Origin of the sequence: Paracoccus aerodenitrificans (assembly GCF_027913215.1) — a bacterium.
GTDB classification, from domain to species: domain Bacteria; phylum Pseudomonadota; class Alphaproteobacteria; order Rhodobacterales; family Rhodobacteraceae; genus Paracoccus; species Paracoccus aerodenitrificans.
Genome location: NZ_CP115784.1, coordinates 1,724,841 through 1,747,737 on the forward strand (window position 1 = coordinate 1,724,841; position 22,897 = coordinate 1,747,737).

Annotated in this window: 21 protein-coding genes; 6 read left to right on the forward strand and 15 right to left on the reverse strand. The window is 60.5% G+C overall.

All coding sequences use genetic code 11. From position 1 onward, the window contains the following. Position 1 precedes the first annotated feature (1 nt). The 3 genes from PAE61_RS09865 to acs form a co-directional block, all read right to left on the reverse strand. Positions 2-1,810: a sodium:solute symporter family protein gene (locus PAE61_RS09865; RefSeq protein WP_271112225.1), complete on the reverse strand. Its 1,809-nt coding sequence runs from the start codon at positions 1,808-1,810 to the stop codon at positions 2-4. 1 nt (position 1,811) lies between these two features. Next, positions 1,812-2,069: a DUF4212 domain-containing protein gene (locus PAE61_RS09870; RefSeq protein WP_271112226.1), complete on the reverse strand. Its 258-nt coding sequence runs from the start codon at positions 2,067-2,069 to the stop codon at positions 1,812-1,814. 91 nt (positions 2,070-2,160) lie between these two features. After that, positions 2,161-4,116, reverse strand: coding sequence for an acetate--CoA ligase (gene acs, locus PAE61_RS09875; protein ID WP_271112227.1), 1,956 nt, complete (start codon positions 4,114-4,116; stop codon positions 2,161-2,163). Between the two features lie 227 nt (positions 4,117-4,343). Here acs and PAE61_RS09880 point away from each other — a divergent pair, with 227 nt between their 5' ends. Next, positions 4,344-4,829 carry a pyridoxamine 5-phosphate oxidase gene (locus PAE61_RS09880; protein WP_271112228.1) on the forward strand — a complete coding sequence of 162 codons (486 nt, stop codon included), beginning with the start codon at positions 4,344-4,346 and terminating at the stop codon, positions 4,827-4,829. Between the two features lie 55 nt (positions 4,830-4,884). On the opposite strand, the gene PAE61_RS09885 is transcribed toward PAE61_RS09880, so the two are convergent. Together PAE61_RS09885 and PAE61_RS09890 are read right to left on the reverse strand one after the other, a co-directional pair. Continuing rightward, positions 4,885-7,179 carry a glycosyl hydrolase family 28-related protein gene (locus tag PAE61_RS09885; RefSeq protein ID WP_271112229.1) on the reverse strand — a complete coding sequence of 765 codons (2,295 nt, stop codon included), beginning with the start codon at positions 7,177-7,179 and terminating at the stop codon, positions 4,885-4,887. A gap of 123 nt (positions 7,180-7,302) precedes the next feature. Next, a complete protein-coding gene (locus PAE61_RS09890) occupies positions 7,303-8,883 on the reverse strand; it encodes a lysine--tRNA ligase (RefSeq protein WP_271112230.1) in 1,581 nt (526 codons plus the stop codon). 107 nt (positions 8,884-8,990) lie between these two features. Between PAE61_RS09890 and PAE61_RS09895 the strand changes: the two genes are divergently transcribed. After that, a complete protein-coding gene (locus PAE61_RS09895) occupies positions 8,991-9,413 on the forward strand; it encodes a tellurite resistance TerB family protein (RefSeq protein WP_271112231.1) in 423 nt (140 codons plus the stop codon). Here PAE61_RS09895 and dacB read toward each other — a convergent pair. The 4 genes from dacB to PAE61_RS09915 form a co-directional block, all read right to left on the reverse strand. Beyond that, complete coding sequence (gene dacB / locus PAE61_RS09900) at positions 9,410-10,831, reverse strand: D-alanyl-D-alanine carboxypeptidase/D-alanyl-D-alanine endopeptidase (RefSeq protein WP_271112232.1); 1,422 nt, start codon at positions 10,829-10,831, stop codon at positions 9,410-9,412. The genes PAE61_RS09895 and dacB overlap by 4 nt on opposite strands. Before the next feature lie 11 nt (positions 10,832-10,842). Then, entirely contained in the window at positions 10,843-11,556 is a 714-nt protein-coding gene (locus PAE61_RS09905; protein WP_271112233.1) for an NUDIX hydrolase, read from the reverse strand. Next, on the reverse strand, positions 11,553-11,957 hold the full coding sequence (locus PAE61_RS09910) for a DUF983 domain-containing protein (protein WP_271115128.1): 405 nt from the start codon (positions 11,955-11,957) through the stop codon (positions 11,553-11,555). Before PAE61_RS09910 ends, PAE61_RS09905 begins: the two co-directional genes overlap by 4 nt. Positions 11,958-12,034: 77 nt before the next feature. Beyond that, positions 12,035-13,033 carry a LysR family transcriptional regulator gene (locus PAE61_RS09915; RefSeq protein WP_353620351.1) on the reverse strand — a complete coding sequence of 333 codons (999 nt, stop codon included), beginning with the start codon at positions 13,031-13,033 and terminating at the stop codon, positions 12,035-12,037. Positions 13,034-13,073: 40 nt separating this feature from the next. Here PAE61_RS09915 and PAE61_RS09920 point away from each other — a divergent pair, with 40 nt between their 5' ends. After that, positions 13,074-14,015, forward strand: coding sequence for a ring-cleaving dioxygenase (locus tag PAE61_RS09920; RefSeq protein WP_271112234.1), 942 nt, complete (start codon positions 13,074-13,076; stop codon positions 14,013-14,015). Between the two features lie 86 nt (positions 14,016-14,101). Here PAE61_RS09920 and PAE61_RS09925 read toward each other — a convergent pair whose 3' ends face one another. From PAE61_RS09925 to PAE61_RS09945, 5 genes are all read right to left on the reverse strand, one after another. Next, positions 14,102-15,076 (reverse strand): glutathione S-transferase family protein, encoded by a 975-nt coding sequence (locus tag PAE61_RS09925; RefSeq protein ID WP_271112235.1) that lies wholly within the window; start codon positions 15,074-15,076, stop codon positions 14,102-14,104. A gap of 53 nt (positions 15,077-15,129) precedes the next feature. Beyond that, on the reverse strand, positions 15,130-15,777 hold the full coding sequence (locus tag PAE61_RS09930; RefSeq protein WP_271112236.1) for a hydrolase: 648 nt from the start codon (positions 15,775-15,777) through the stop codon (positions 15,130-15,132). A 12-nt stretch (positions 15,778-15,789) separates the two neighbouring features. Continuing rightward, positions 15,790-16,104, reverse strand: a complete 315-nt coding sequence (locus PAE61_RS09935) for a GNAT family N-acetyltransferase (RefSeq protein WP_271112237.1) — start codon at positions 16,102-16,104, stop codon at positions 15,790-15,792. Positions 16,105-16,213: 109 nt separating this feature from the next. Further along, positions 16,214-16,804: an NADPH-dependent FMN reductase gene (locus tag PAE61_RS09940; RefSeq protein ID WP_271112238.1), complete on the reverse strand. Its 591-nt coding sequence runs from the start codon at positions 16,802-16,804 to the stop codon at positions 16,214-16,216. 165 nt (positions 16,805-16,969) lie between these two features. Next, a complete protein-coding gene (locus PAE61_RS09945; RefSeq protein ID WP_271112239.1) occupies positions 16,970-18,496 on the reverse strand; it encodes a VOC family protein in 1,527 nt (508 codons plus the stop codon). Positions 18,497-18,961: 465 nt separating this feature from the next. Here PAE61_RS09945 and PAE61_RS09950 point away from each other — a divergent pair, with 465 nt between their 5' ends. From PAE61_RS09950 to PAE61_RS09960, 3 genes are read left to right on the forward strand one after another with little or no spacing between them, the layout of a single operon-like run. Next, positions 18,962-19,726 carry an amino acid ABC transporter substrate-binding protein gene (locus tag PAE61_RS09950; protein WP_271112240.1) on the forward strand — a complete coding sequence of 255 codons (765 nt, stop codon included), beginning with the start codon at positions 18,962-18,964 and terminating at the stop codon, positions 19,724-19,726. Between the two features lie 8 nt (positions 19,727-19,734). Beyond that, the gene (locus PAE61_RS09955) at positions 19,735-20,409 is read left to right on the forward strand and encodes an amino acid ABC transporter permease (RefSeq protein WP_271112241.1); all 675 of its coding nucleotides are present in this window, start codon (positions 19,735-19,737) and stop codon (positions 20,407-20,409) included. Beyond that, positions 20,406-21,140, forward strand: a complete 735-nt coding sequence (locus PAE61_RS09960) for an amino acid ABC transporter ATP-binding protein (RefSeq protein ID WP_271112242.1) — start codon at positions 20,406-20,408, stop codon at positions 21,138-21,140. The genes PAE61_RS09955 and PAE61_RS09960 overlap by 4 nt, the downstream gene beginning before the upstream one ends. 9 nt (positions 21,141-21,149) lie before the next feature. Here the strand turns inward: PAE61_RS09960 and PAE61_RS09965 are convergent, their stop codons facing one another. Further along, the gene (locus tag PAE61_RS09965) at positions 21,150-22,760 is read right to left on the reverse strand and encodes a PQQ-dependent sugar dehydrogenase (RefSeq protein WP_271112243.1); all 1,611 of its coding nucleotides are present in this window, start codon (positions 22,758-22,760) and stop codon (positions 21,150-21,152) included. Positions 22,761-22,897 lie beyond the last annotated feature (137 nt).

Consider the following 22,897-nt stretch of genomic DNA (forward strand, 5'->3'; position numbering starts at 1 on the left):
TTCAGTGACCCGTGGCCGCACCGGCTCCGCGCGGAACGCGGATCGATTCGACCAGTTCGACGATCTCCTCGGGCGGTTCTTCGGTCGCATTGGACACGAAATACGCCACGCCGAAATTGATCAGTGCACCGATCACCCCGAAGGATGCAGGCGAGATGCCGAACAGCCAGTTTGCCGGATTATCCTCGAACAGATTGGTGCCCGCGATGAACAGGAACCCTTTATACGAGAAGATATACAGCAGCGTTGAGGCGATACCGGCAACCATGCCCCAGATCGCACCCTGCTTGTTGATGCGGGTCGAGAAGATCCCCATCATCAGCACCGGGAAGATCGAGGATGCCGCAAGCCCGAAGGCAAGCGCCACGGTCTGCGCCGCAAAGCCCGGCGGATTCAGCCCCAGTATCGTCGCAACAAGGATCGACACCGCCATCGAGATCCGGGCGGCGTTCAGTTCGCCCTTCTCGCTGATATCCGGCGCGAGCCAGCCTTTCACGAGGTCATGCGACACCGCACCCGAGATCGCCAGCAGCAGACCCGCCGCCGTCGACAGCGCCGCAGCCAGACCGCCCGCCGCCACGATGGCGATGACCCATCCCGGCAGGTTGGCGATTTCGGGATTGGCCAGAACCATGATGTCGTTATTCACGGTTGTCAGCTCGTTCCCGGTCAGACCCTGTTCCTCAATGGCTGCGGTCAGCGCTTCGCTTTCGCCGCTTTCATTATAGTACTGGATCAGGCCGTCGCCGTTCTTGTCTTCCCAGTTCAGCAGGCCGGTCACCTGCCAGTTGCGCATCCACTGCTTGTCCTCATCGTTCTCGATGGATTCAAGCGTGACGGCGGGCTGGCTGAACGTCTCTCCGGCCTCGGCACCCGGCCACATCGTCGTGGTCAGGTTGAAGCGCGACATCGCCCCCACAGCCGGAGCCACGGTGTAAAGCAGAGCGATGAAGACAAGCGCCCATCCCGCCGATTTCCGCGCATCCGCGACTTTCGGGACGGTGAAGAAGCGGATGATGACATGGGGCAGACCCGCCGTCCCGATCATCAGCGCCAGCGTGAACAGCGCCATATCCAGCGTGCTGGTGTGATGCGCGGTATATTGACGGAAACCCAGATCGGTCACCACCTGGTCCAGCTTGGCCAGGAACTTCGTGTCGGTCCCGCTCAGATTGCCGAACAGCCCGGTCTGCGGCAGGAAATGCCCGGTCAGTTGCAGCGCGATGAAGATCGCCGGGATCGTATAGGCGATGATCAGCACCACATATTGCGCCACCTGCGTATAGGTGATGCCCTTCATCCCGCCCAGGACCGCATAGCAGAACACAAGCGCCGCCCCGATCCAGAGGCCGGTCGAGTTCGACACTTCCAGATAGCGCGAGAAGGTCACGCCGACGCCGGTCATCTGCCCGATCACATAGGTGATCGAGATGATCAGCAGGCAGACCACGCCGATGATCCGCGCGGTGCGCGAATAGAAGCGATCGCCGATGAATTCCGGCACGGTGAACTTGCCGAATTTGCGTAGATAGGGCGCCAGCAACATGGCCAGCAGCACATAACCGCCCGTCCAGCCCATCAGATAGGTCGAGTTATCATAGCCGGTAAAGGCGATCAGCCCCGCCATCGAGATGAACGAAGCCGCAGACATCCAGTCCGCCGCCGTCGCCATGCCGTTCATCACCGGGCTGACGCCCCGGTTCGCGGCATAGAACTCGCTTGTGGATCCCGCGCGGGCCCAGATCGCGATGCCGATATACAGCGCGAAACTCAGACCGATGAAGATCAGATTGAGGGTAAACTGGCTCATCTTACTCCTCCACGCCGTGTTCGCGGTCGAGCTTGTTCATGCGCCAGGCATAGAAGAAGATCAGCACGATAAAGACCAGGATCGAGCCCTGCTGCGCGAACCAGAACCCCAGATCGGTGCCTCCGATGCCAATGCCGCTGAGCAGAGGCCGGAAGATGATCGCGAAGCCATAGGACACCAGTGCCCAGATGGCGATGCAGATATAGATGATCCTCAGATTCGCGCGCCAATAGGCGTTGGTTGATTGCTTGTCGCTCATGTCCCTTGGTTCCTCCCTTGTGACATGTACCGCCTGTCTTTCACCGACCCGCGCACGGCGGCTGTGCGCGGGGGCGATGATCGGGGCGTGTTCAGCCCCGGTTCATTCTGTTTTCGATCAGATCGTCCACGACTTCCGGCTCTGCCAGAGTCGAGGTATCGCCAAGGCTGCCATAATCGTTTTCGGCAATCTTGCGCAGGATGCGGCGCATGATCTTGCCGGAACGGGTCTTGGGCAGGCCCGGCGCCCACTGGATCAGATCGGGTTTCGCAATAGGTCCGATCTCGGTACGGACCCAGGTTTCCAGTTCTTTGCGCAGCTCGTCACTGGGTTCCTCGCCGTTCATCAGCGTGACATAGGCATAGATGCCCTGCCCCTTGACCTCATGCGGATAGCCGACCACGGCGGCCTCGGCGACCTTGGAATGGGCGACGAGGGCGGATTCGACCTCCGCCGTGCCCATACGGTGCCCCGAGACGTTGATCACGTCATCCACGCGGCCCGTGATCCAGTAATAGCCGTCCTCATCTCGTGTACAGCCATCGCCGGTGAAGTAATAACCGGGATATTGCTGGAAATACGTCTCCATGAAGCGCTGATGATCGCCCCAGACGGTGCGCATCTGTCCGGGCCAACTATCGGCGATGCACAACACGCCCTCGGCCGGGTTGCCCTCTTTCAGCTTCGCGGATTCGGGATCGAGGATCGCCGGCTTCACGCCGAAGAAGGGCAGCGTGGCCGAGCCGGGCTTCGCCTCGATCGCGCCGGGCAGCGAGGTGATCATGTGACCGCCGGTTTCCGTCTGCCACCATGTGTCCACGATGGGCGCCTTGCCCTTGCCGATATTCTTGTCGTACCAGTTCCACGCCTCGGGGTTGATCGGCTCACCCACCGTGCCAAGAACGCGGATGCTGGACAGATCGTATTTCTCGACGAACTCGGTCCCCTGCCCCATCAGCGCACGGATCGCGGTCGGCGCGGTATAGAACTGGTTCACCTTGTGCTTTTCGCAAACCGCCCAGAACCGCCCCGCATCGGGATAGGTCGGCGTCCCCTCGAACATCAGCGTCGTCGCGCCATTGGCCAGCGGACCATAGACGATATAGCTGTGTCCCGTGACCCAGCCGACATCCGCCGTGCACCAGAATACATCCCCGTTCTGATAATCGAACGTGTATTGATGGGTCAGCGAGGTATAGACCAGATAGCCGCCCGTCGTATGCACGACCCCTTTCGGCTTGCCGGTGGACCCCGAGGTATACAGGATGAACAGCGGATCCTCGGCATTCATCGGACGCGGCGGACACTCGGGGCTGACCTGCTCCATCATCGACAGCACATCGACATCGCGGCCCTGCACCCAGGTCGTCTGATCGCCGGTATGCTTGACCACAAGGCAGCGCACCTTGTCCGAGCAATGCAGCAGCGCCGCATCGCAATTCGATTTCAGCGCCGTGCGGCGGCCTCCCCGGGGCGCGGTATCGGCGGTAATCACCACCTTCGCCCCACTATCGTTGATCCGGTTCGCCAGAGCATCGGGCGAGAACCCCGCGAAAACGATGGAATGCACAGCACCAATCCGCGCACAGGCCAGCATCGCATAGGCCGCTTCGGGGATCATCGGCAGATAGATCACCACCCGATCACCCCGCATCACCCCTTGGCTCAGCAGGACATTGGCCATGCGGTTCACCTTGTCGCTCAGCTCGCGATAGGTGATGTTCTGCGCCCCGGCCTCAGGATCGTCCGGCTCGAAAATGATCGCGGTCTTGTTGCCACGCTTGGCCAGATGCCGGTCAACGCAGTTTACACATGCGTTCAGAACCCCGTCCTCGAACCATTTGATCGAGACATCCCCGAAGGTAAAATCCGTGTTCTTGACCTTGGTATAAGGCTCGATCCAGTCCAGCCGCTTGCCTTCTCGCCCCCAGAAAGCCTCGGGATCTGAAATCGATTCGTCATAAAGGCGCTGATAATCACCGGGACCGGCATGAGCCTTTCCGAACCCCTCGGGAATCGGATGTTTCGCTACATTTTCAATGGACATTGCAATCTCCCCCTCCTACGGCGATGGCCCGAAACAGCCCTGAAAGACCTTTTCCGCCATCTGGCTGGCCCGAGTTAATCACGCCATATTGAATACGTAAAGTATTTTGTTAAAACGATAATTTTGTAAATTCATTGACGGATATCAGTTTAATTTTGTAAAATATTCACAGCCCCATGACAGGAAAGCTTGCCTTCCCGGCGATCAGGGGCCAGCCTGACCGCATGATGAAAAACCCCGTCCACAACCCGGATGATGAGGCTCGCGCTTTGGTGCGCAGGCTGATTGCGGATATAAGACATGTGGTCCTCTCGGTTCAGGACAGACAAAGCGGTCACCCGCATCTTTCACGGATCGCCGTACAGGCGGATGCTGACGCTGTGCCGGTCGCATTCCTCTCGGAAATCGCGCATCATACGCGGCTTCTGCATACCGAACCCCGCGCGGGTCTGCTGATCGAGGATCTTTCTGATCGCGGAGACGCGATGGCCCGTCCCCGCCTGACATTGCGCGTGATTGCCGAGAAACTGCCGCAGGATTCACCAGACCATGAAGCACGCATCGCCTCATGGGTCGCACAGAACCCCAAGGCGAAAATCTACGCGGCATTGCCGGATTTCTTCTTCTGGCGGATGCGGCCTATGGGCGGTTTGCTGAATGCCGGGTTCGGCAAGGCCTATGTGTTTTCGGAAAGCGACCTGCGCCAGCCATGAAAAGACCCCGAGCCGACAGCCCGGGGTCCCCGAAAATCCATGCAGCGGAAACGCCTCAGTTCGGATCGTCCATCCGCGCCCGGATCACCACCTTGCCCTTGACCGGCCTTGACCATTCCACCTGAAGATTCTGCCTGCCCGGCCCCCGCTGCGTCCTGACCCACGGCATCTCAGGCACATGCTTCCCCGCACCGTCCTTGATCATCGAAACCGCCGTCACTGAATCGACATTCTTCGCCCAGGCCCTGAACGGCACATGCTGCGAGATCGGAACCACCCAGCTTGACTGCGTACTGCTCTGCGTATGGGTGATCTGAACCGGATTCGCGATGTAATCCAGAACGCCGTTAAACGTGTTCCCCTGAAACGAGATGTTCCGCATCCGGCCATAATCCAGATCAGCGAAGGTGGTATCGACCTTCTCGACCCGCTTGATCTTGGCCCCGCGCACCAGGAAAACATTCCCCGAGACGGTCAGCCCGTGAATGTGATGCCCGGTCCCGTAGGGCTTGACCGAGAGCCACGCAAAATCGCTCAACACATGCTGAACCGTGAAGTGATTGCCGGTGATGGACAGCCCGCCGAAAGAATACTGGTTTGGCCCGAAATTCGGGTCCGCGGAATATTCATTGGTCCATTCGATCACGTTGTTATCGACGTAATTGCCGGTAATCGCCATTTTGCAATTGGTCTGCGCGATCACAAGACCCGGTACACGCTTGCCAACATCGCTGTTATCGCCCTGAAACCAGTGATTGCCGACCAGAAGATGCCCGGTTCCGGTCGCCACCATGAACGTGCCGAACCGCACGAAACGGTTGTCGCGGATCTTGGCGTCATTCGCGTTGACATTGATCGCGACCGAGCGGCGATCCTGCGCTTTCAGATGCATCTCCGATGACAAGAACTGGCAGCGATCGACCAGCAGATCCTGACAGGCGCGACCGACCGAGGTGATGCCGCGATCCTTGGGGCGGCTGATGAAACAGTCACGGATATGGAACATCTCCCCCTCGGCGGGCAGCATCAGGAAGCTTGCGGCATCCCCCAGAGAAAACTCGATATCGGCGAAATTCACCCGCGCACAGCTTTCCATGCCAAGGAAATCGAACGCATAGCGGAAACGCTCGAAGCGATAGCTGCGCGTCCCCGATCCGCCGTAAAGCGGCTGAGACAGGGTTACCGTCCCCGCGCCGACATTCTTCGCGCGGACGTAAACCTCGCGCCCGACACCCGGCCCGGTGACCAGACTGCCGATCTCGATATTGGCGACATTCTCGACATCGCTCAGCGTCCGGGATTGCGCGACGTCATACCGGGCCCGCGAATTCGCCACGGCGCTGCGCCATGCGGCCCCGTCCTCGACATGGATCCAGCCATTGCAGATCAGGCGGCGGCTGGAAAAGCTTTGCAGCCCCGGCGCAAGCTCGGTCATGACCAGAGGCTCGGTCAGGGTGATCTTGCGCCCGCACAGATCCAGCGTTGCATGGTCGGTATAGCCGAACAGCGCCTGAAGCGCCCGCTTCAGCGCCTCTGTCTCATCGCCGAACGCCTCGGCATAGCTGTTGAAATCGAACGACCCCATCAGGATCAGCCGGGCCTGACGCGGCATCGTCAGCCGACCGCTGAACCGGACCGGCGCGGTCAGGGTGAGATCCGAGCCGATACGATACGTCCCCTCGGGCACCACCAGCACCCGGCCCTTCGCGGCATTATCGGCAGCCTCGAACGCCGCGCGATCATCGGTTGTCCCGTCGCCACGCGCACCGAAATCGCGGACATCGACCAGATCAATCATCTCGCGCAGGAAATCCGGGGTCACATCCTCGATACGCACCGAGTCGATCCGCACCGTCCCGCCATTCGCTCCGGTCAGATCCAGACCGAAATGCCCATAGACAGGCCGTCCGCCCCAGACCATATCGACGCCGCTCCGGGCGCCCGAGCCGATGACCGCACTGATCTCGACCACTTTGCCGAAGCTGCTCAATGCAACGCTCGGCCCGGTTTCGGTCAGACCGCCGACATGAGCGCGGCCCTGATCTCCGGCCCATCCCGCGATCCGCACCGACGGCTTCGCGCCGGCGACAGCCTTCAGACGCACCGAGACCCGCAAATAGGTTCCCGGTCGGATCGGCGTTTCTCCCATGAAACGAAGCCGGGTCAGCTTGGCCGTCTTGGTAATCTCCAGACAGGTTCCGAAATCCTGATCCGCTGAGACGATCGCGGCATTTGCCTGACCTGCCCATGTGGCGCTGCCCGGTGTTCCGTGCTCACGGGACCAGGCTGACAGCCCTGCGGCGAAAGATGGCGGGGACAGAGGCCCCCCGTTGGTAATGGCGATATTCATGCGCGATCTCCCCTTGTCTCGACCGCAGATCGCGGTCCGATGTGGGGAGGGAAGATGACGTGCAGCGGTTAAGTCGCTGTTAAGCTTGCGGGCGTTGCGTGTGCCGCGCCCGCAACGCCGCGATCAGGCAGCCAGTTCGCCCTTCAGCGCACGCTCGATCAGGGCGCGGGTTTCCTCAATGCCGTACAGCGCGATGAACCCGCCGAAGCGAGGCCCCTGATCGGCACCCAGAAGCACCTGATACAAGGCCTGAAACCAGCCACGGAGCGGCTCAAACCCATGATCCTTGCCAACCGCGAACACCATCGTCTGAAGCTCTTCGGCATCCGCCGCGCCGTCCCATTCGGCCAGCCGCACCGACAGATCTTCAAGCGCGGCACGCTCCTGTTCGGTCGGAGCGCGGAAGACACGCGCCGGGGCGACGAAATCGTCGAAATAGCGCAGCGCATAACCTGCCGCTTCATCAAGCTGAGGATGTGTCTCGGGCGAGGCATCGGGCGCATAGCGCCTGATAAAGCCCCAAAGACCACTCTTATCCTTCGCCCCGGCCACCGAAGCCAGATTCAGCAGCATGGAGAACGGCACCACCATATCAGATGCAGGCACCTGCCCGCGATGGATATGCCAGACCGGATTGGCCAGTTGCTGTTCCGGAGTCTGATCCGGAAATGCCCGCAATTGCTGATGATATTCGTCCACCGCCTTGGGGATCACATCCCACCATAGCCGCTTGGCGGTCTTGGGCTTCTGATACATGAAATAGGACAGGCTTTCGGTCGCCGCATAGGTCAGCCATTCGTCGATGGACAGACCATTGCCCTTGGATTTGCTTATCTTCTGCCCCTGATCGTCAAGGAACAGCTCATAAGTAAAATGTTCCGGCTTGCGCCCGCCCAGAACCTGACAAATGCCGTCATAGATCGGCGTATTCGTGCTGTGATCCTTGCCGTACATCTCGAAATCGACATCCAGCGCCGCCCAACGTGCGCCGAAATCCGGCTTCCATTGCAGCTTGACCTTGCCGCCCGTGACCGGAAGGGTCCATTCCCGCCCGTCCTCATCGTCAAAGGTGATCTCGCCCTTCGCGGCATCGACATTCCTGATCGGCACATACAGAACCCGTCCCGTCTCGGGATGGATCGGCAGGAAGCAGCTATAGCTCTGCTGACGCTCTTCGCGCAGGCTGGCCAGCATGATCTTCATGATCTCGTCGTAACGCTCCGCCGCTTTCAGCAGCGTCGGATCGAAATCGCCGGATTTGTAGAACTCGGTCGCGGACATGAAATCATATTCAAAGCCGAACGTATCCAGAAACCGGCGCAGCATGGCGTTGTTGTGGTCCCCGAAACTGTCGAACTCGCCAAACGGATCGGGCACCGAGGTCAGCGGCTTTTGCAGGTTTTCCTTCAGCAATTCCTGCTGCGGCACGTTCTCCGGCACTTTCCGCATCCCGTCCATATCGTCCGAAAAACAGATCAGCTTCGTCGGAATGTCGGAAATAAGCTCGAACGCGCGGCGGATCATGGTTGTCCGCGCCACCTCGCCGAAGGTCCCGATATGCGGCAGGCCGGACGGGCCATAGCCGGTCTCGAACAGCACATAGCCCTTTTCCGGGTCCTTTTTTTCGTAACGTTTCAGCACCCGGCGCACCTCTTCGAAGGGCCAGGCCTTGGAAGTCATTGCGGCGTCGCGCAGAGTGGTCATCGTCATATCTCCTGAAGGGGTCGGTCGCGGCTTATTGAAACACAGCCATATCGTCAATATTCTCTCATCGGACAAGACTGACGACGCGGCTCACAAGGACGGCAAACGTGACACTGGATCATTCTTCTTTTTCGGCCTGCGATGCGCTTGTGTCGGTCATGGTGGCTGTCTCAGCCTCGGATTCCGAGATGCGTACGGCAGAATTGCTGGCCATTGAGCGGATCGTCAATCACATGCCGGTCTTCGGAAAATATGACAGCGACCGCATCCGGTCGGTATCGCAGACCGTCATCACATTATTCGAGGAAGAGGACGGGCTTGACGCCCTGTTTGGCCTGATCCGCGACGCCCTGCCCGAACGGCTTTATGAGACCGCCTACGCGCTTGCCTGCGACGTTGCCGCCGCCGATGGACGCCTGACGGATGATGAGGCCGAAATGCTGCGCGAGATCCGTTATCAGCTTGATGTCAGCCGCCTGCACGCCGCCGCGATCGAACTTGCGGCGCAGCTTCGTCACAGAACCGTTTAGCCGTATCGTTGCAGCCAGCTTGCCACAAGCTGCTGTTGCAGGAACTTGGCGCGATGGGTCCAGGTGACGACACCGGCAGGAAGCTCTTGCCCCTCTGTCGCGGCGCGGCGGGCCATGTCGTTGATGAAGACGGCGAAAATAACATCTTCATAGCCCGGCATCCCGCCGTAACCGGCAAGATTCGACACGAAATTGAGCGTGCCGGTCTTCGCCTCCAGCACCAGATCGCCGCTGCGGGCGCTGCCGGTGGCGGTTTGCAGACCGATATGCCTCATCAGGCCGCGCAGCCCCGCCTCTTCGCCCATCGCGGCAATGATTTGGGTCATGGCCCGCGCCGTCACGCGCGAGGCGGGCGACATCCCTGAATGATCGTACACATCCAGCCCCTCGATCCCCCGCGCAGCGGCCCAGTCCTGCATTGCCGCTGCCGAAGAGACCAGATCATCCGCAGTGCTGGCATGCAGCCCCACCGCCTCTGCGGTCAGATTGGTGGAATATTCCATCATATCGCGCAGGATGTCAGACAGGGGCGCACTTTCGACACGCGCGATCTCCACCGTGTCGGACGGCAATTCCGCAGCAATCTGAGGCGTTGGCAGCACCAGCCCTTCGGCGCGGCACAGCGTCTGGAACACATCGCCCGCATAAAGCGCAGGCCTGCGGACCGGCAGCCAGCGGCTGCCCGCACGGCGCATGGCGTTGCGGTTGACCTCCCAGATTTCGCGCCCGCCTTCTTGCCGCCAGGAAAATACCCTGCCCTGCGCGACCGCAGAAGCAGAGATCGTATAGGCGACCGGGCTGTATGCCCGCCCCCGCGCCTGAAGCGACAATCCGGTTCCGCCTGCCTGCCAGCCCAGATGCACCCGGTTGAAATTCAGCATCATCCCCGAGACTGACGGATTATAGGCCAGATGATCCGCCTGCTCGGGCGAGATTTCGTCGATCTGCGGCAATGCGCCCCCCCAGACCGCAAACCGCGCCGGAGACGGCAGCCCCTGAATCGAGACCTGTTCGGCAAGCATCGCCAGAGCGTCCGTGTCCAGCGTCGGATCTCCGCCCCCGGCCAACACCAGCGTATCGCCCGCGCGAAGAACCCGTGTCACGAAGCGTTTCCCGGCCCCCAGCCGGTCAAGCGCATAAAGCGTGGTCAGGACTTTCAGCGTACTGGCCGGAGCGACGGGACGGTCGGCACCCCTCCCCTCCAGCAGTTCACCGCGGCTGTTCAGCACCGCGTAATCGACCTCGGCCCCAAGATCTGCCTGCCGGATCAGGTCTCCCGGTCGCGGCGGCGGCTTGCGCGGCGGCGGTTCTGCCAGAGCCGGATCGAAGGCCGCACCCGGCAGCGCCTCGGCCCACAGCGCCGACGCGCTTGCCCCAAAAGCCGTCAGCCCCGCCAGCATCTGACGGCGCGTTGTCATGCCACGCCGCATCACTCCGTCGCGCCAAGCTGGACGAAGCGCGAGCGCTGATCCCTGTTATCGAAGAAAGGCACATTCTCCGGCGCATGCAGCGCGGCATCGCCCGAGCCCCGGATCAACGCCGCAGCTTCGGCCAGAACCACCTCGGTGATAAAGGGAAGATGCAGCGCCCTCGCCTCGGCGATGGGCACCCAGTGAAGATGCGACAACTCGTCGCAGGCCCGCGAGAAATCATCCGGATCGCCGCTGACATGGGCAGCATCGGCCAGAAAGAACCGCGCATCGAAGCGGCGCGGGCGACCGGGTGGCGTGATCGCGCGGAAGATGAAATGCAGCGCTGACGGGTCAGGCATCAGCCCGGCTTCGGCATAGCCGGGCAGCGGGCTGTCGCCGGGCTGACCGATCAGAAGGCCGGTTTCCTCGGCCAGTTCCCGCAAGGCCGCCGCGAGGATCTGACGCGGAGTGACGGCGCTGTCGGTCCTGGGCTCAATCGCCAACCGCCGAAGCGTCAGCGCATCCGCAGTCCCCGCAAGCGCAAGATCGGCATCTTCGGGATCGACCGCGCCTCCGGGGAAGACGTATTTCGACGGCATGAACGCCGCCGTCTTGCCGCGCATTCCCATCAGGATGGCGGGCCGCTCGGGATCACGCCGGACCAGAATAATGGTCGCCGCATCGCGCAGCCGCGATTTATCCTCGGCGGTCTGAGGCTCGCCGCCGCTCATGAGGATGACGGCTCTGCATCGCTGCCGCCGAACCCATGCATGCGCCGCGCCCATTGCGCACCGATCATCGCGCCCTTGATGATCGGCAGGAACAGCAGGGACAGCACGACCGCACCGACCGAAAACCCGATCAGCATCGAGACCGGCGAGGGCTGATAGGTCAGGAACACCCAAAGCAACAGCGGCGCACCCAGATGCGACACCAGCAGAATGGTCAGATAGGCCGGGCCGTCATCGGCACGCTGATGATGCAGGGCTTCACCGCATTCCGGGCACGTATCGTTGACCTTCAGATAGCCCGTGAACATCCGCCCCTGCCCGCAGGCGGGGCAGCGCAGCATCGCGCCGCGGCGCATGGCCTGCGCGGTCGGACGGTCCTGGTCTGTCTTTTCAATCATCATCGTCCTGTCCCTGCCCGGGTTGCCCTGCGACCATAGTTCCTCCGGCGCGGCCTCGCCAGACCCCAATGGCAGGATTGTCATGCGCCGGATTGCCAGGGCGCACCGGATTCCAGCTCTGCCGCCAGATGGTCTATCAACGCCCTCAGCTTCGCAGGCATCGGAGAGACGGGCGGCCAGACCGCCATGATCGGCAGTTCCCGGGTTTCCATATCGGGCAGCACGCGGATCAGGGAACCGTCGCGCAGACCGCCCTCGGCAATGAACCCCGGCAACATCGCCAGACCAAGCCCGGCGGCGGTCATGGCCAGCATCGCCTCGCCGTTATTCATCGACAGACGCCCCGAGACCTGCGGCGAGACCATGCGCCCGCCCTGCCGGAACTGCCACAGCACCGCATCGGAAAGATGGGTATAGCTGATCACCTGATGATCGCGCAGATCGGCAAGCGTTTCCGGCACACCGTGACGCGCAAGATAATCCGGCGAGGCGACGACAACCGGCCGATCCTCGCACAGCTTCCGCGCCTTCAAAGCGCCGTCACGCGCCTCTCCGATGCGGATCCCGAGATCGAAGCCTTCCCGCGCCAGATCACGGGCGCGGTCGTCATAATCCACCCGGATTTCCAGCGCCGGATGGCTGGCGGCGAAACGGGCGATGATCGGGGAAAGATACATGGTCCCGAAGCTCATCGGAGCAGCGATGGCCAGCGAGCCGCGCAGTTCGGCCACCCCATCCATGCCCCATGCGGCGCTTTCGGTGGCGGCGACAAGCTCGGACAAGGCGGGGCGCAGACGTTCAGCCAGCCGCAGCGCCGCCTCGGTCGGGGTGATCCGGCCCGCATTGCGCCGGAACAGCGCCGCGCCGATCGTCGTTTCGAAATCAGAAATGCGTTTGCTGACAACCGATTTCGAGAGGTTCAGCCGAGCCGCGGCGGCGGTGACCGTCCCCAGCTCCATCACCGTCAGAAAAGTGTCGATCTCATCGAGGGAATAGCGCATGGCGGCAGAATAGCAGCCCCGGAACCGTTCGCAATTCCCGAACACCAGTTTCGGAGGCCGGATGCTGGCAGAGGACATGAAAAGCCCCGATATCATGGACAACGAAAGGAGGCCGAAAATGGACCTTACAGGAATTCACCATCTGACGGCGATCACCGCCGACGCCCCCGCGAATAACCGTTTCTATACCGAGACGCTCGGGCTGCGGCGGGTCAAGAAAACCGTCAATCAGGACGATACATCCGCCTATCACCTGTTCTTCGCCGATGGCGCGGGCAGTCCCGGCACGGATCTGACCTTCTTCGACTGGCCTGTCGGACGCGAGCGGCGCGGCACGAACTCAATCAGCCGCACCGGGCTGCGGGTGAGCGAATCCAGCCTCGATTACTGGGCCGGACGGCTGCGCGATAACGGACTGACGGTCGGAGACATCGCCACTCTGGACACGCGGGCGAGCCTCGATTTCGAGGACCAAGAGGGGCAGCGCTTCCGCCTGACCGCCGACCAGCCGGGCGACAGCCATCCGTGGGATCGCAGCCCGGTTCCGGCTGAACACCAGATCAGGGGCCTCGGCCCGATCACCATTTCGGTGCCCGATCTGGACATGACCGAAGCCGTGCTGACCCGCGTGATGAATATGCGCAAGCTTCGGGACTATCCCAGCCCCGACGGGCAGGGTCAGGTCCATGTCTATGCGATGGGCGAAGGTGGCCCTTCGGCAGAACTGCATGTCGCCGTTCAGCCCGGCCTGCCGGTTGCACGTCAGGGCGCGGGCGCGGTGCATCACGTCGCCTTCCGCACCCCGGATCAGAAGACGATCCATGACTGGGCCGCGCGGCTAAACGAATTCCGCATCCCGTCCTCGGGCGAGGTCGAGCGGTATTACTTCCGCAGCCTCTATTTCCGCGAACCGGGCGGCAATCTGTTCGAGATCGCGACGGACGGGCCGGGCTTTGCTGTGGACGAACCTTTTGAGACGATGGGGGAATCCCTGTCCCTGCCGCCTTTCCTCGAACCGCGCCGTGCGCAGATCGAGGCCGGGCTGAAGCCTCTGGACTGATCGGGAAAGAAAAAAGGCGGCACCGTTTGGGTGCCGCCCTTTCCGTTTCGGGAGGTTTTCCGCTTCAGAAAACCACGCCCGCGATCTCAGCCCCGGCCATGCGGCGCGTCCCAGTCGATCACCGGATTGATCGGGATGATGCGGTGCGGATTAATATTTTCGTGGCTATAGTGATAATGCCGTACGATATGGTCGAAATTCACCGTCTCCGCCACGCCCGGAAACTGGTAGAGTTCCCGCGTCCAGCCCCAGAGATTGGGATATTCCCGCAGCCACGCCCGGTTGCATTTAAAATGCGTGTGATAGACCGGGTCAAAGCGCAAGGCGGTGGTAAACAGCCGCCAATCCGCCTCGGTCAGCCGGTCGCCGGTCAGATAGCGGTTTTCGGACAGAATACCCTCCAGCCAGTCGAGACTGTCGAAAAGCGGCTGCACCGCCTCGTCATATGCCTCTTGTGAGGTCGCGAAACCGGCCTTGTACACGCCGTTATTCACCGTGTCGTAAACGCGGTCGTTGATCTTTTCGATCTTCGGGCGCAGTTCCTCGGGGTAATAATCATCCGTATTGCCGGTCAGCCGGTCAAAGGCCCGGTTGAACATGCGGATGATCTCGGCGCTTTCATTGCTGACGATGGTGTTTTTCTGCTTGTCCCACAGCACCGGCACGGTGACCCGGCCCGAGGCTTTCGGATCGGCACGCAGATAGATATCGCGCAGATAGGGCAGCCCGAACAGATCATCGCCGGTCGCGCCGGGATAATCGGTGCGGAACTCCCACCCATCCGACAGCATGTCGGGATGGACCACGGAAACCGAGATATGATCGGTCAGCCCCTTGATCGCGCGAAAAATCAGCGTGCGATGCGCCCAGGGACAGGCGAGGCAGACATAAAGATGATAGCGCCCGCTTTCCGCCGCAAAGCCACCCTCGCCCGAAGGACCGGGTGCCCCATCGGGGGTAATCCAGTTGCGCCACGACGTGGTCGTGCGTTTGAACCGTCCGCCGGAGCTTTCGGTATCATACCAGACGTCATGCCAGACGCCGTCCACAAGTTGTCCCATGATTTCTCCTTGGATCGCCGGGGCAGGAAACGCCCCGGCTCGTTAGCGGATGCTCAGTCGGCCTTCCCCTGCGAGATAAGCTCTTTCTGCTTTGGGAAATACCATTGCAGAACCTCACGGAATTTCTGTGAAGATTCACGTGCCCAGTTGCGCATCAGCTCTGAGCCGAACTGAATGGCGGTAACGGGTGTCGCTCCAGCCTGCCGCATCCGTTCAATCGCCTGATTATGAGCGGTGTGAGAAATCCCACCCACAGCATCGGCGACCGGATAAACGTGATAACCCTCTTTCTGCATATCCAAGGCCGGAAACGTGAGGCAAACTTCGGTCCAAAGTCCTGCCATGACAATATTCTTCCGGCCCGTTGCCTTCACGGCCTCGCGAAACTCCTCATCCTCCCATGAGTTCACACCGCTCCGGTCGATTTCCTTAACATCGGGCAGCTCGGCCATGATCTCCTCGGCCGTCCCGGTGTTCACACCCATATCGACGCCAACGGTCGAGACGATCACCGGCACATCATAGGCCCGCGCCAGCTTGCAGAGCGCAATGACATTGAGGTTAATCGCTTCTTTCGTGGTCGATGTAATGGTACTGTACTGCTCAGGTTGATAGTCAATCAGGACAACTGCACAATTCTCCGGGGTCAGAAGATGATCCGATTTCGGATCGCGGATCGGTTCTGGTTGTGTCTTGGCCATATTATCTTCCTCTCAAACATCGTTGCCAGGTTTGGTTGTGAAAAGCTCGGACCATTCGGGATGTGCCGCGTATTGTTTGCGGATATAGGGGCAGACCGGAATGATGCGGAAATTTTCGCGTCGCGCATCTTCCAGCATGAATTCCAGCAGCGCCTTCGCGACGCCCTGCCCGGCCATGCTGTCGGGAACGCCGGTGTGATTGGCGCTGATAATGCCGGGTTCGGGGCGGGTATAGGTGATCTCACCCTCGCCTTCGACGCCCTCAATCGTGGCGACATAGCGGCCTTTTCTGTCGCCATCCTGTTTGATTATGGAAATCTCTGTCATCTCGATTCTCCGGGTTTTCAGGGCAATTTTGCAACCGAGCCCGAGAGGGGCCAAGGGCCCGCCACCGGGCATAAGAAAAAGGCGGCCCTCTCGGGCCGCCCTGTCGGGGTTACGCGTCTTTCGCCCGCGCCGTCATGGTGGCATTCGCCCACCATTTCAATTCGTCCAGCATGGAGTCCAGCGAGGGTTTCAGCACCTCTGCCACCTCGGACATATCGCCATTCGCGCCAAGCGGGCTGACCTTCATGAATTCGCCCCCGCCAAGATGCACGGCATTGCGCAGCGGAACCATCTGAAGCTCGACAGCGATGCCGCGCAGATGCTCGACCGCGCGGGCCGCGCCGACACCGCCATAACCGAAAGCGGCGGCAGGTTTGCGGTTCCATTCCTTGTACGCCTGATCGAGCGCGTTTTTCAGCGCTCCGTTAACCGAGTGGTTATATTCCGGCGTCAGGAAGATATAGCCGTCAAATTCGCCGATCTTGTTCTGCCATGCGACGGCTTTGGGATCCTCACTGGGCATCCACAGATTCGAGGCGGCCTCGTCGAAAAGCGGCAGGTCGAACTCCCGCAGATCCAGCAATTCGAAATCCATATCGTCTCGGCCTGCAAGCTGATCCATCAGCCATTTCGCGGGCTTGTCGGCAAAACGTGCCTGACGGGTCGAGCCGATAATGACGGCGATCCTTGGCGTGTTCATTTGTCAGTCCTTTCAGAGGCGCAGCAGCCCCGGTTCAATTGTCTCGCTGGCAAAATGCGTCATCATGGGCATTCGTTCCAGACATAACATACAAAACTCGGCGTTCGGTTATACCGAACATCTCAGGACGTTCCCGCAAGGACCCCGTGACAGGTCCACGCCGGATCAGGATCTTGCCGCAAGCCATTCTGCCGCCAGATCGGCATCCTTCTGGGTCAGCTCATGCCCGGCCTCGATCTGACGCGCATCAAGATCGGCACCGCCCGCCTTCAGCGCATTTTCCAGAGCCGAGGCCATTCCGGCAAATGGATCGCTCGTGCCGGTCAGCATCAGTACGTTGACCCCGCCGAGATCCGGCTGAGGCGGGTTTTCCAGGGCCTCGACCGCCCGCAGCAAAATCGCGCGATGCACGGTCCCGGGATGCAGCCGCAGGACCGCCGCCAGCAGATTGGCACCGTTGGAATAGCCCAGAAAGGTCAGCCTGTCCCGGTCCAGCCCATAGCCCCGGACCGCATTATCGACAAATGCCGAGAACGCCTCGGCCTCGGCCCTTATATCGTCCTGATCATAGGTCACCGCATCGAAGCGCCGGAACCAGCGGTTCATCCCTTCCTCGGTCGAGCGCCCCCGCAGGCCGAGCAACGTCGCACGCGGCGCAAGACGACCGGCAAGCGGCATCAGATCGGTTTCATCGCCGCCGGTTCCGTGCAGAAGCATCAGCACAGACCCATCCGGTCGCGCCGGAGTATGCAGACGGTGAATGAATGGCAGATCTCTCATCGGAGGCCTCTCCTTCCCTGGCAGTGCAAATTGCGGCAGCATCAGGCGCAGATCATGCGCCCTGTCCTCGTCGCCTGGCGGGATCATCAACGTCTCGCCCAGATGCGCCGCATCCTCATCCACCGTCACGCCGGGCGCATCGGTGGCATATTCGAACAGCGTTCCCGCCGGTTCCCGGACATAGAGCGACAGGAAATATTTGCGGTCATGGACATTGGTGATGCCCTCGTGATCGCGCAGCGCCAGCCGCATCTGGCGCAGATCCTCGGGGCTGGCCGCGCGGAACGCGACATGGTCGAAAACACCGGTCCCCTGCGCCCCGTTGACGAAACCCGCCGAATGGCGGATGTCGAGCAGATCCGTGTCGGAGGCCATACGGATGAACGGCCCGTCACGCAGCGTCTCGGCATAGCCGAAACGCGCGGCAAAGGACGCCGTCGCTTCGGCATCGCCGGACAGGATGGTGACCGAGTGGATGCGGCGCGGCGCGGCAGGATCTTGCAGCGGCGCATCCGCGCCCATATCCGCGCCGATCAGTTTCACGACAAGCCCGTCAGGATCGCGCAGGCGCAGCACGGTCTGGCCCATCTCATGTCGCGGGCCCGACACGGCGATCCCTGCGGTCATCGACCTCTGCACCCAGTCCCCGATCCGGTCAGGCGGCACGGCAAAGGCGATTTCGCTGACCTGACCCAACCCGGCCCGGCCCGGCGCTCCGTCCTGCCAGACAAGGAAGGTGATCAGCGACCCCGGACTGCCAAGATTGTCGCCATAGATGAGATGCAATTGCTCGGCATCCTCGAACCCTCCGGTCTGCTTGACCAGCCGCAGTCCCAGAAATCCGGCGTAGAAATCTACATTGCGCTGAACATTCCGCGTGATGGCGGTGACGTGGTGAATACCTGTGGTCAAAAACTGTCATCCATAAGATTATATTTTCATGCGGCAACCGCCCTTAGCCCATTTGTTAAATGGGCGAAAAAATCTGGCCCAGTGATATAACGATCAGACAGATGGCTTCCCCCAGCTTTTACAAATTTCTTATGCTGCGTCTGAACGTCTCATGTCGCAGAAAAGATCCAGAGCTTGCGGATCTTCAGAGGGAAACACCTCCCTGAGCACCCTGATTTTCGGCAAATCCTTCCCGATTGCGACGCTGTGCATGGCTGGTTTCCGGATAGATCATGCCTTTTTGTAAGGAAAGTATCCTAAAGAATTTCACAATTTGGGAAAATATTCCAAACCACTCCAAGCGGCAGAAAAAGCGCATCCAGCCTTGACGCTGACGGGAACGGACGATCCTGAAATTTGGTTCACATTGAAATCCCCCCGGACAGGGGTCAATTCTGGACGCAACGCCGCAAGGAGAAGACAATCATGAAAAACAGATATTTCGCCGCCGCCGTGATCGCCGCCCTGTCCGCAGGGCCGGTGGTCGCACAGGAATCCGATACGCTACGCGTCGGCATGTCGGGGGGATATTTCCCCTTCACCTTCGTCAGCCAGAATGAGCTTCAGGGCTTCGAGGTCGATGTGATGAATGCCGTCGGCGAAGAAGCCGGGCTGGAAATCGAGTTCGAAACCATGTCCTTCTCTGGGCTGATCGGTGCGCTTGAGGCCGGACGCATCGACACGATTGCCAACCAGATCACCATCACCCCGGAACGCGAAGCGGCATTCCTGTTCACCCAGCCTTATGTCATCGACGGGGCTCAGGTCGTCACGCGCGAAGGCAATGACGAGATCGACGGGGTGGATTCGCTGCGCGGCAAGACCGTCGCGGTCAATCTCGGCTCGAATTTCGAGCAGCTTCTGCGCGAGTTGCCTTTCGCCGATGAGATCAACATCCGCACCTATGAATCGAATATCGAGCAGGATACCGCTCTTGGCCGTGTCGATGCCTTCGTGATGGACCGGGTTTCCTCGGCTCAGGTCATCAAGGAAAGCCCGCTGCCGCTGCAACTGGCAGGCAACCCGTTTTCCGAGATCCGCAACGCGCTGCCCTTCCGCAATGACGAGGAAGGCCGCGAAATGCGTGACCGGGTCGATGCCGCGCTGACCGCATTGCGCGAAGACGGCACGCTGACCGAGATTTCGGAAAAATGGTTCGACAGCGACATCACCTCTGCGCCGGAAGAGTGATCTGACATATGCGGGCACTTGACCTCGACTATATGCTGGGGCTGGTGCCCGTTATTCTGGGCTATGTTCCGCTGACGCTGTTCATGGCGGTGATGGCGATGCTGATGGCGCTGATCCTCGCCTCGATGCTGGCGGTCGAGCGGGTTTTCAGGGTGCCGGTGCTGGACTGGCTGGTGATGCTGTTCATCAGTTTTTTCCGTGGCACGCCGCTGCTGGTGCAGCTTTTCCTGTTCTATTACGGGCTACCGCAGGTCCTGGCCTTCCTGACCCAGATCAACGGGGTGACGGCGGCGATCATGGGGCTTACGCTGCATTTCTCGGCCTATATGGCCGAAAGCATCCGCGCCGCGATCACCGGCGTCGACCGCAGTCAGTGGGAAGCCGCGCGGTCCATCGGCATGACGCAATGGCAGATGATGCGGCGGATCATCCTGCCGCAGGCGACGCGAGTGGCCGCGCCAACTCTGGTCAATTACTTCATCGACATGATCAAAAGCACCTCACTTGCCTTCACCCTCGGCGTCACGGAAATGATGGGCGCGGCGCAGAAAGAGGCGGCGGGCAGCTTTCTATATTTCGAGGCATTCCTTGTCGTGGCGATTATCTACTGGATCATCGTCGAGGTGCTGAGCCAGGGCCAGAAGCGGCTGGAGATCTTCCTGAACAGGGCCTATGCACGATGATAGATATTCGCAACCTGTCCAAAAGCTTCGGCGAAACCGCTGTTTTGCGCGATATCGACCTGCATATCGAACAGGGCGAACGCGTGGTTGTGATCGGCCCGTCCGGGACGGGAAAATCCACCCTGCTGCGCTGCATCAATTTCCTCGACCGGCCCGAGACAGGGCTGATCACCATTGGCGATCTGACGGTCGACGCCGCAAAGGCCAGCAGACGCGATATTCTGGCGCTGCGTCGGCGCAGCTCTTTCGTGTTCCAGAATTACGCGCTTTTCGCCAACAAGACCGCGAAAGAGAATATCATGGAGGCGCTGACCGTCGTTCAGGGCAAACCCCGGGCCGAGGCAGAACGCGCGGCGCTTGATGTGCTGGAGGAAACCGGGCTTGCCGACAAGGCCGACAGCTATCCCTCGGCGCTTTCGGGCGGGCAGCAGCAGCGCGTCGGGATCGGCCGGGCGATGGCGATCAATGCCGGGCTGATGCTGTTCGACGAACCCACCTCGGCCCTGGACCCGGAATGGGTGGGCGAGGTTCTCGACCTGATGCGCCGCGTGGCCGAGCAGCGCCAGACCATGCTGATCGTCACCCATGAGATGCAGTTCGCCCGCGAAATCGCAGACCGCGTGGTATTCATGGATGAGGGCCGCATCGTCGAAACCGCACCGCCGGATCAGCTTTTCGGCGCCCCGAAAGATCCGCGCCTGCAGAAATTCCTGAGCCGCGTCGGCGCATGAACCCAGAATCTAGCGCAGAAGCGGAAGCTGCGACATCAGCTCTGCGATCTGTTCATCGGACAACCCCAGATCGGGCATAGCGGTGCCCGGCGCGAAACCTTGCGGGGCACGCAGATAGGCCTCAAGCGCTTCCTGCGTCCATGTCTGTGCGCGTCTGGCCAGCAGTCCTTCGCTGTAGCCGTCATAATCCTCGGCAGATGCGATAGGCCTGCCCAGAATATTGCGCAGATGCGGGGCAGCGGGTGAGGATACGGGATAGTTCACATTGTGGCAGGAACCGCACTCCGCCAACGCGTTCAGATTGGTGTTCAGCCCGGTATCGCTGCTGACCAGATCCAGATCCTCCACCGGGTCAAGAAGGATTACCTTGCCACTATCCGTGACAAGGGCCATCTGCCCCTGAATAATCGCCAGATCGCGGAGCCGGTCACCGATATAGATCTGTTCGGTATAGCTGCCGGTTTTCCACCGCCTCACCCGGAACAACGACCGCGCTTTCAGTGTGGCCACCATCAGATCACCATCCCATGCCTCGTGAAAATCATGGACATGGATCACATCGCTGATCCCGGGACTGGGCAGATACGCCTCAATCGGCGCGGTATAACCGCCGTGATCCTCTTCCGGGTCAAGGGGTTTAGAGGGGAAGCGATATGTCCCGTAAACCGTGCCCATCGAGACATTTGGCCAGCCGTAATTCCCACCCTGCCGGATAAGATTGATCTCATCCCCGCCCTTGGCGGCATGCTCGGTCGAGATCAGTTCGCCATCCGGGGAAAGAGACAGGCCCTGCTGGTTGCGGTGGCCCATCGAGATTATCCGACTTTCACCCGTTTTCCGATCAATTCTCAGGATCTTTCCCAGATCGCTGTCAGGCGATTGCGGCGGCGGCACCGCTCCGGAATAGACATTGCCGATTCCGTTAAGGCTGTAATCGCCTACCGTCACGATCAGGTTGTCGTCGCCCGGATCATGGACCATCGCGCCGCCCCCTGCACGCGCGGCATGTCCGTTTTCCAGCGAAAAGCTGCGGCTTCGAAACAGCGGCTCATCCACTGCGACAATATCACCCGCAGTTTCAGCCCGCTGCATGGGTATACGGCTGATAACCAGAGATTTATTAAAACCCGTCCGGTCTTCCTGCCCATAAGAGACATACCACTCGCGCCCCGAACCGGCGTCGACCGAGACAAGGTCATAGATATCATCCAGCATCGCCCCATCAGGCCGGGCCAGCCGACCGATCTGACGCACGCAGCCGGCATCCTGGCATGAACCTATGGCAATCCTGAACAGCACCCCATCGGATGAGAGCAGCACGGCGGCGTCGCCACCTGCCGGTGCAAGCGCCACCATCTGCAAGGGCGCTCCGTCCTCGCGTGTGATCTGGAAGTCAGTCTGCCGCAGCGGCAACAGAGTCGAGTCAAGCAGGGCGCGGTCGCTCAGATCAAGATGCAGTTGCGGCGCGGGAGGAACGGGTTCGTTCGGCGCGAGATACCTGACGGTTTTAACGATACCGTCGAAGATGAAATTCTTTCTGAACCCCGAGTAAAATCCAACACAGAATGCAATTGCAGCAATTGCAATAGCGACAAGAGATGCCCGCAGAAACCTACTCATTAAAACATTCCACATAAACATTACTTAAAATTCATAGTTCTTTAAGCGCGGTATAATTTCCAGAAAAATCTGCCCGATCAGAGGTTTCCGGAAGTTTTTTATCTGCGCAAGACACAGATTATATCCAACTGAATTTC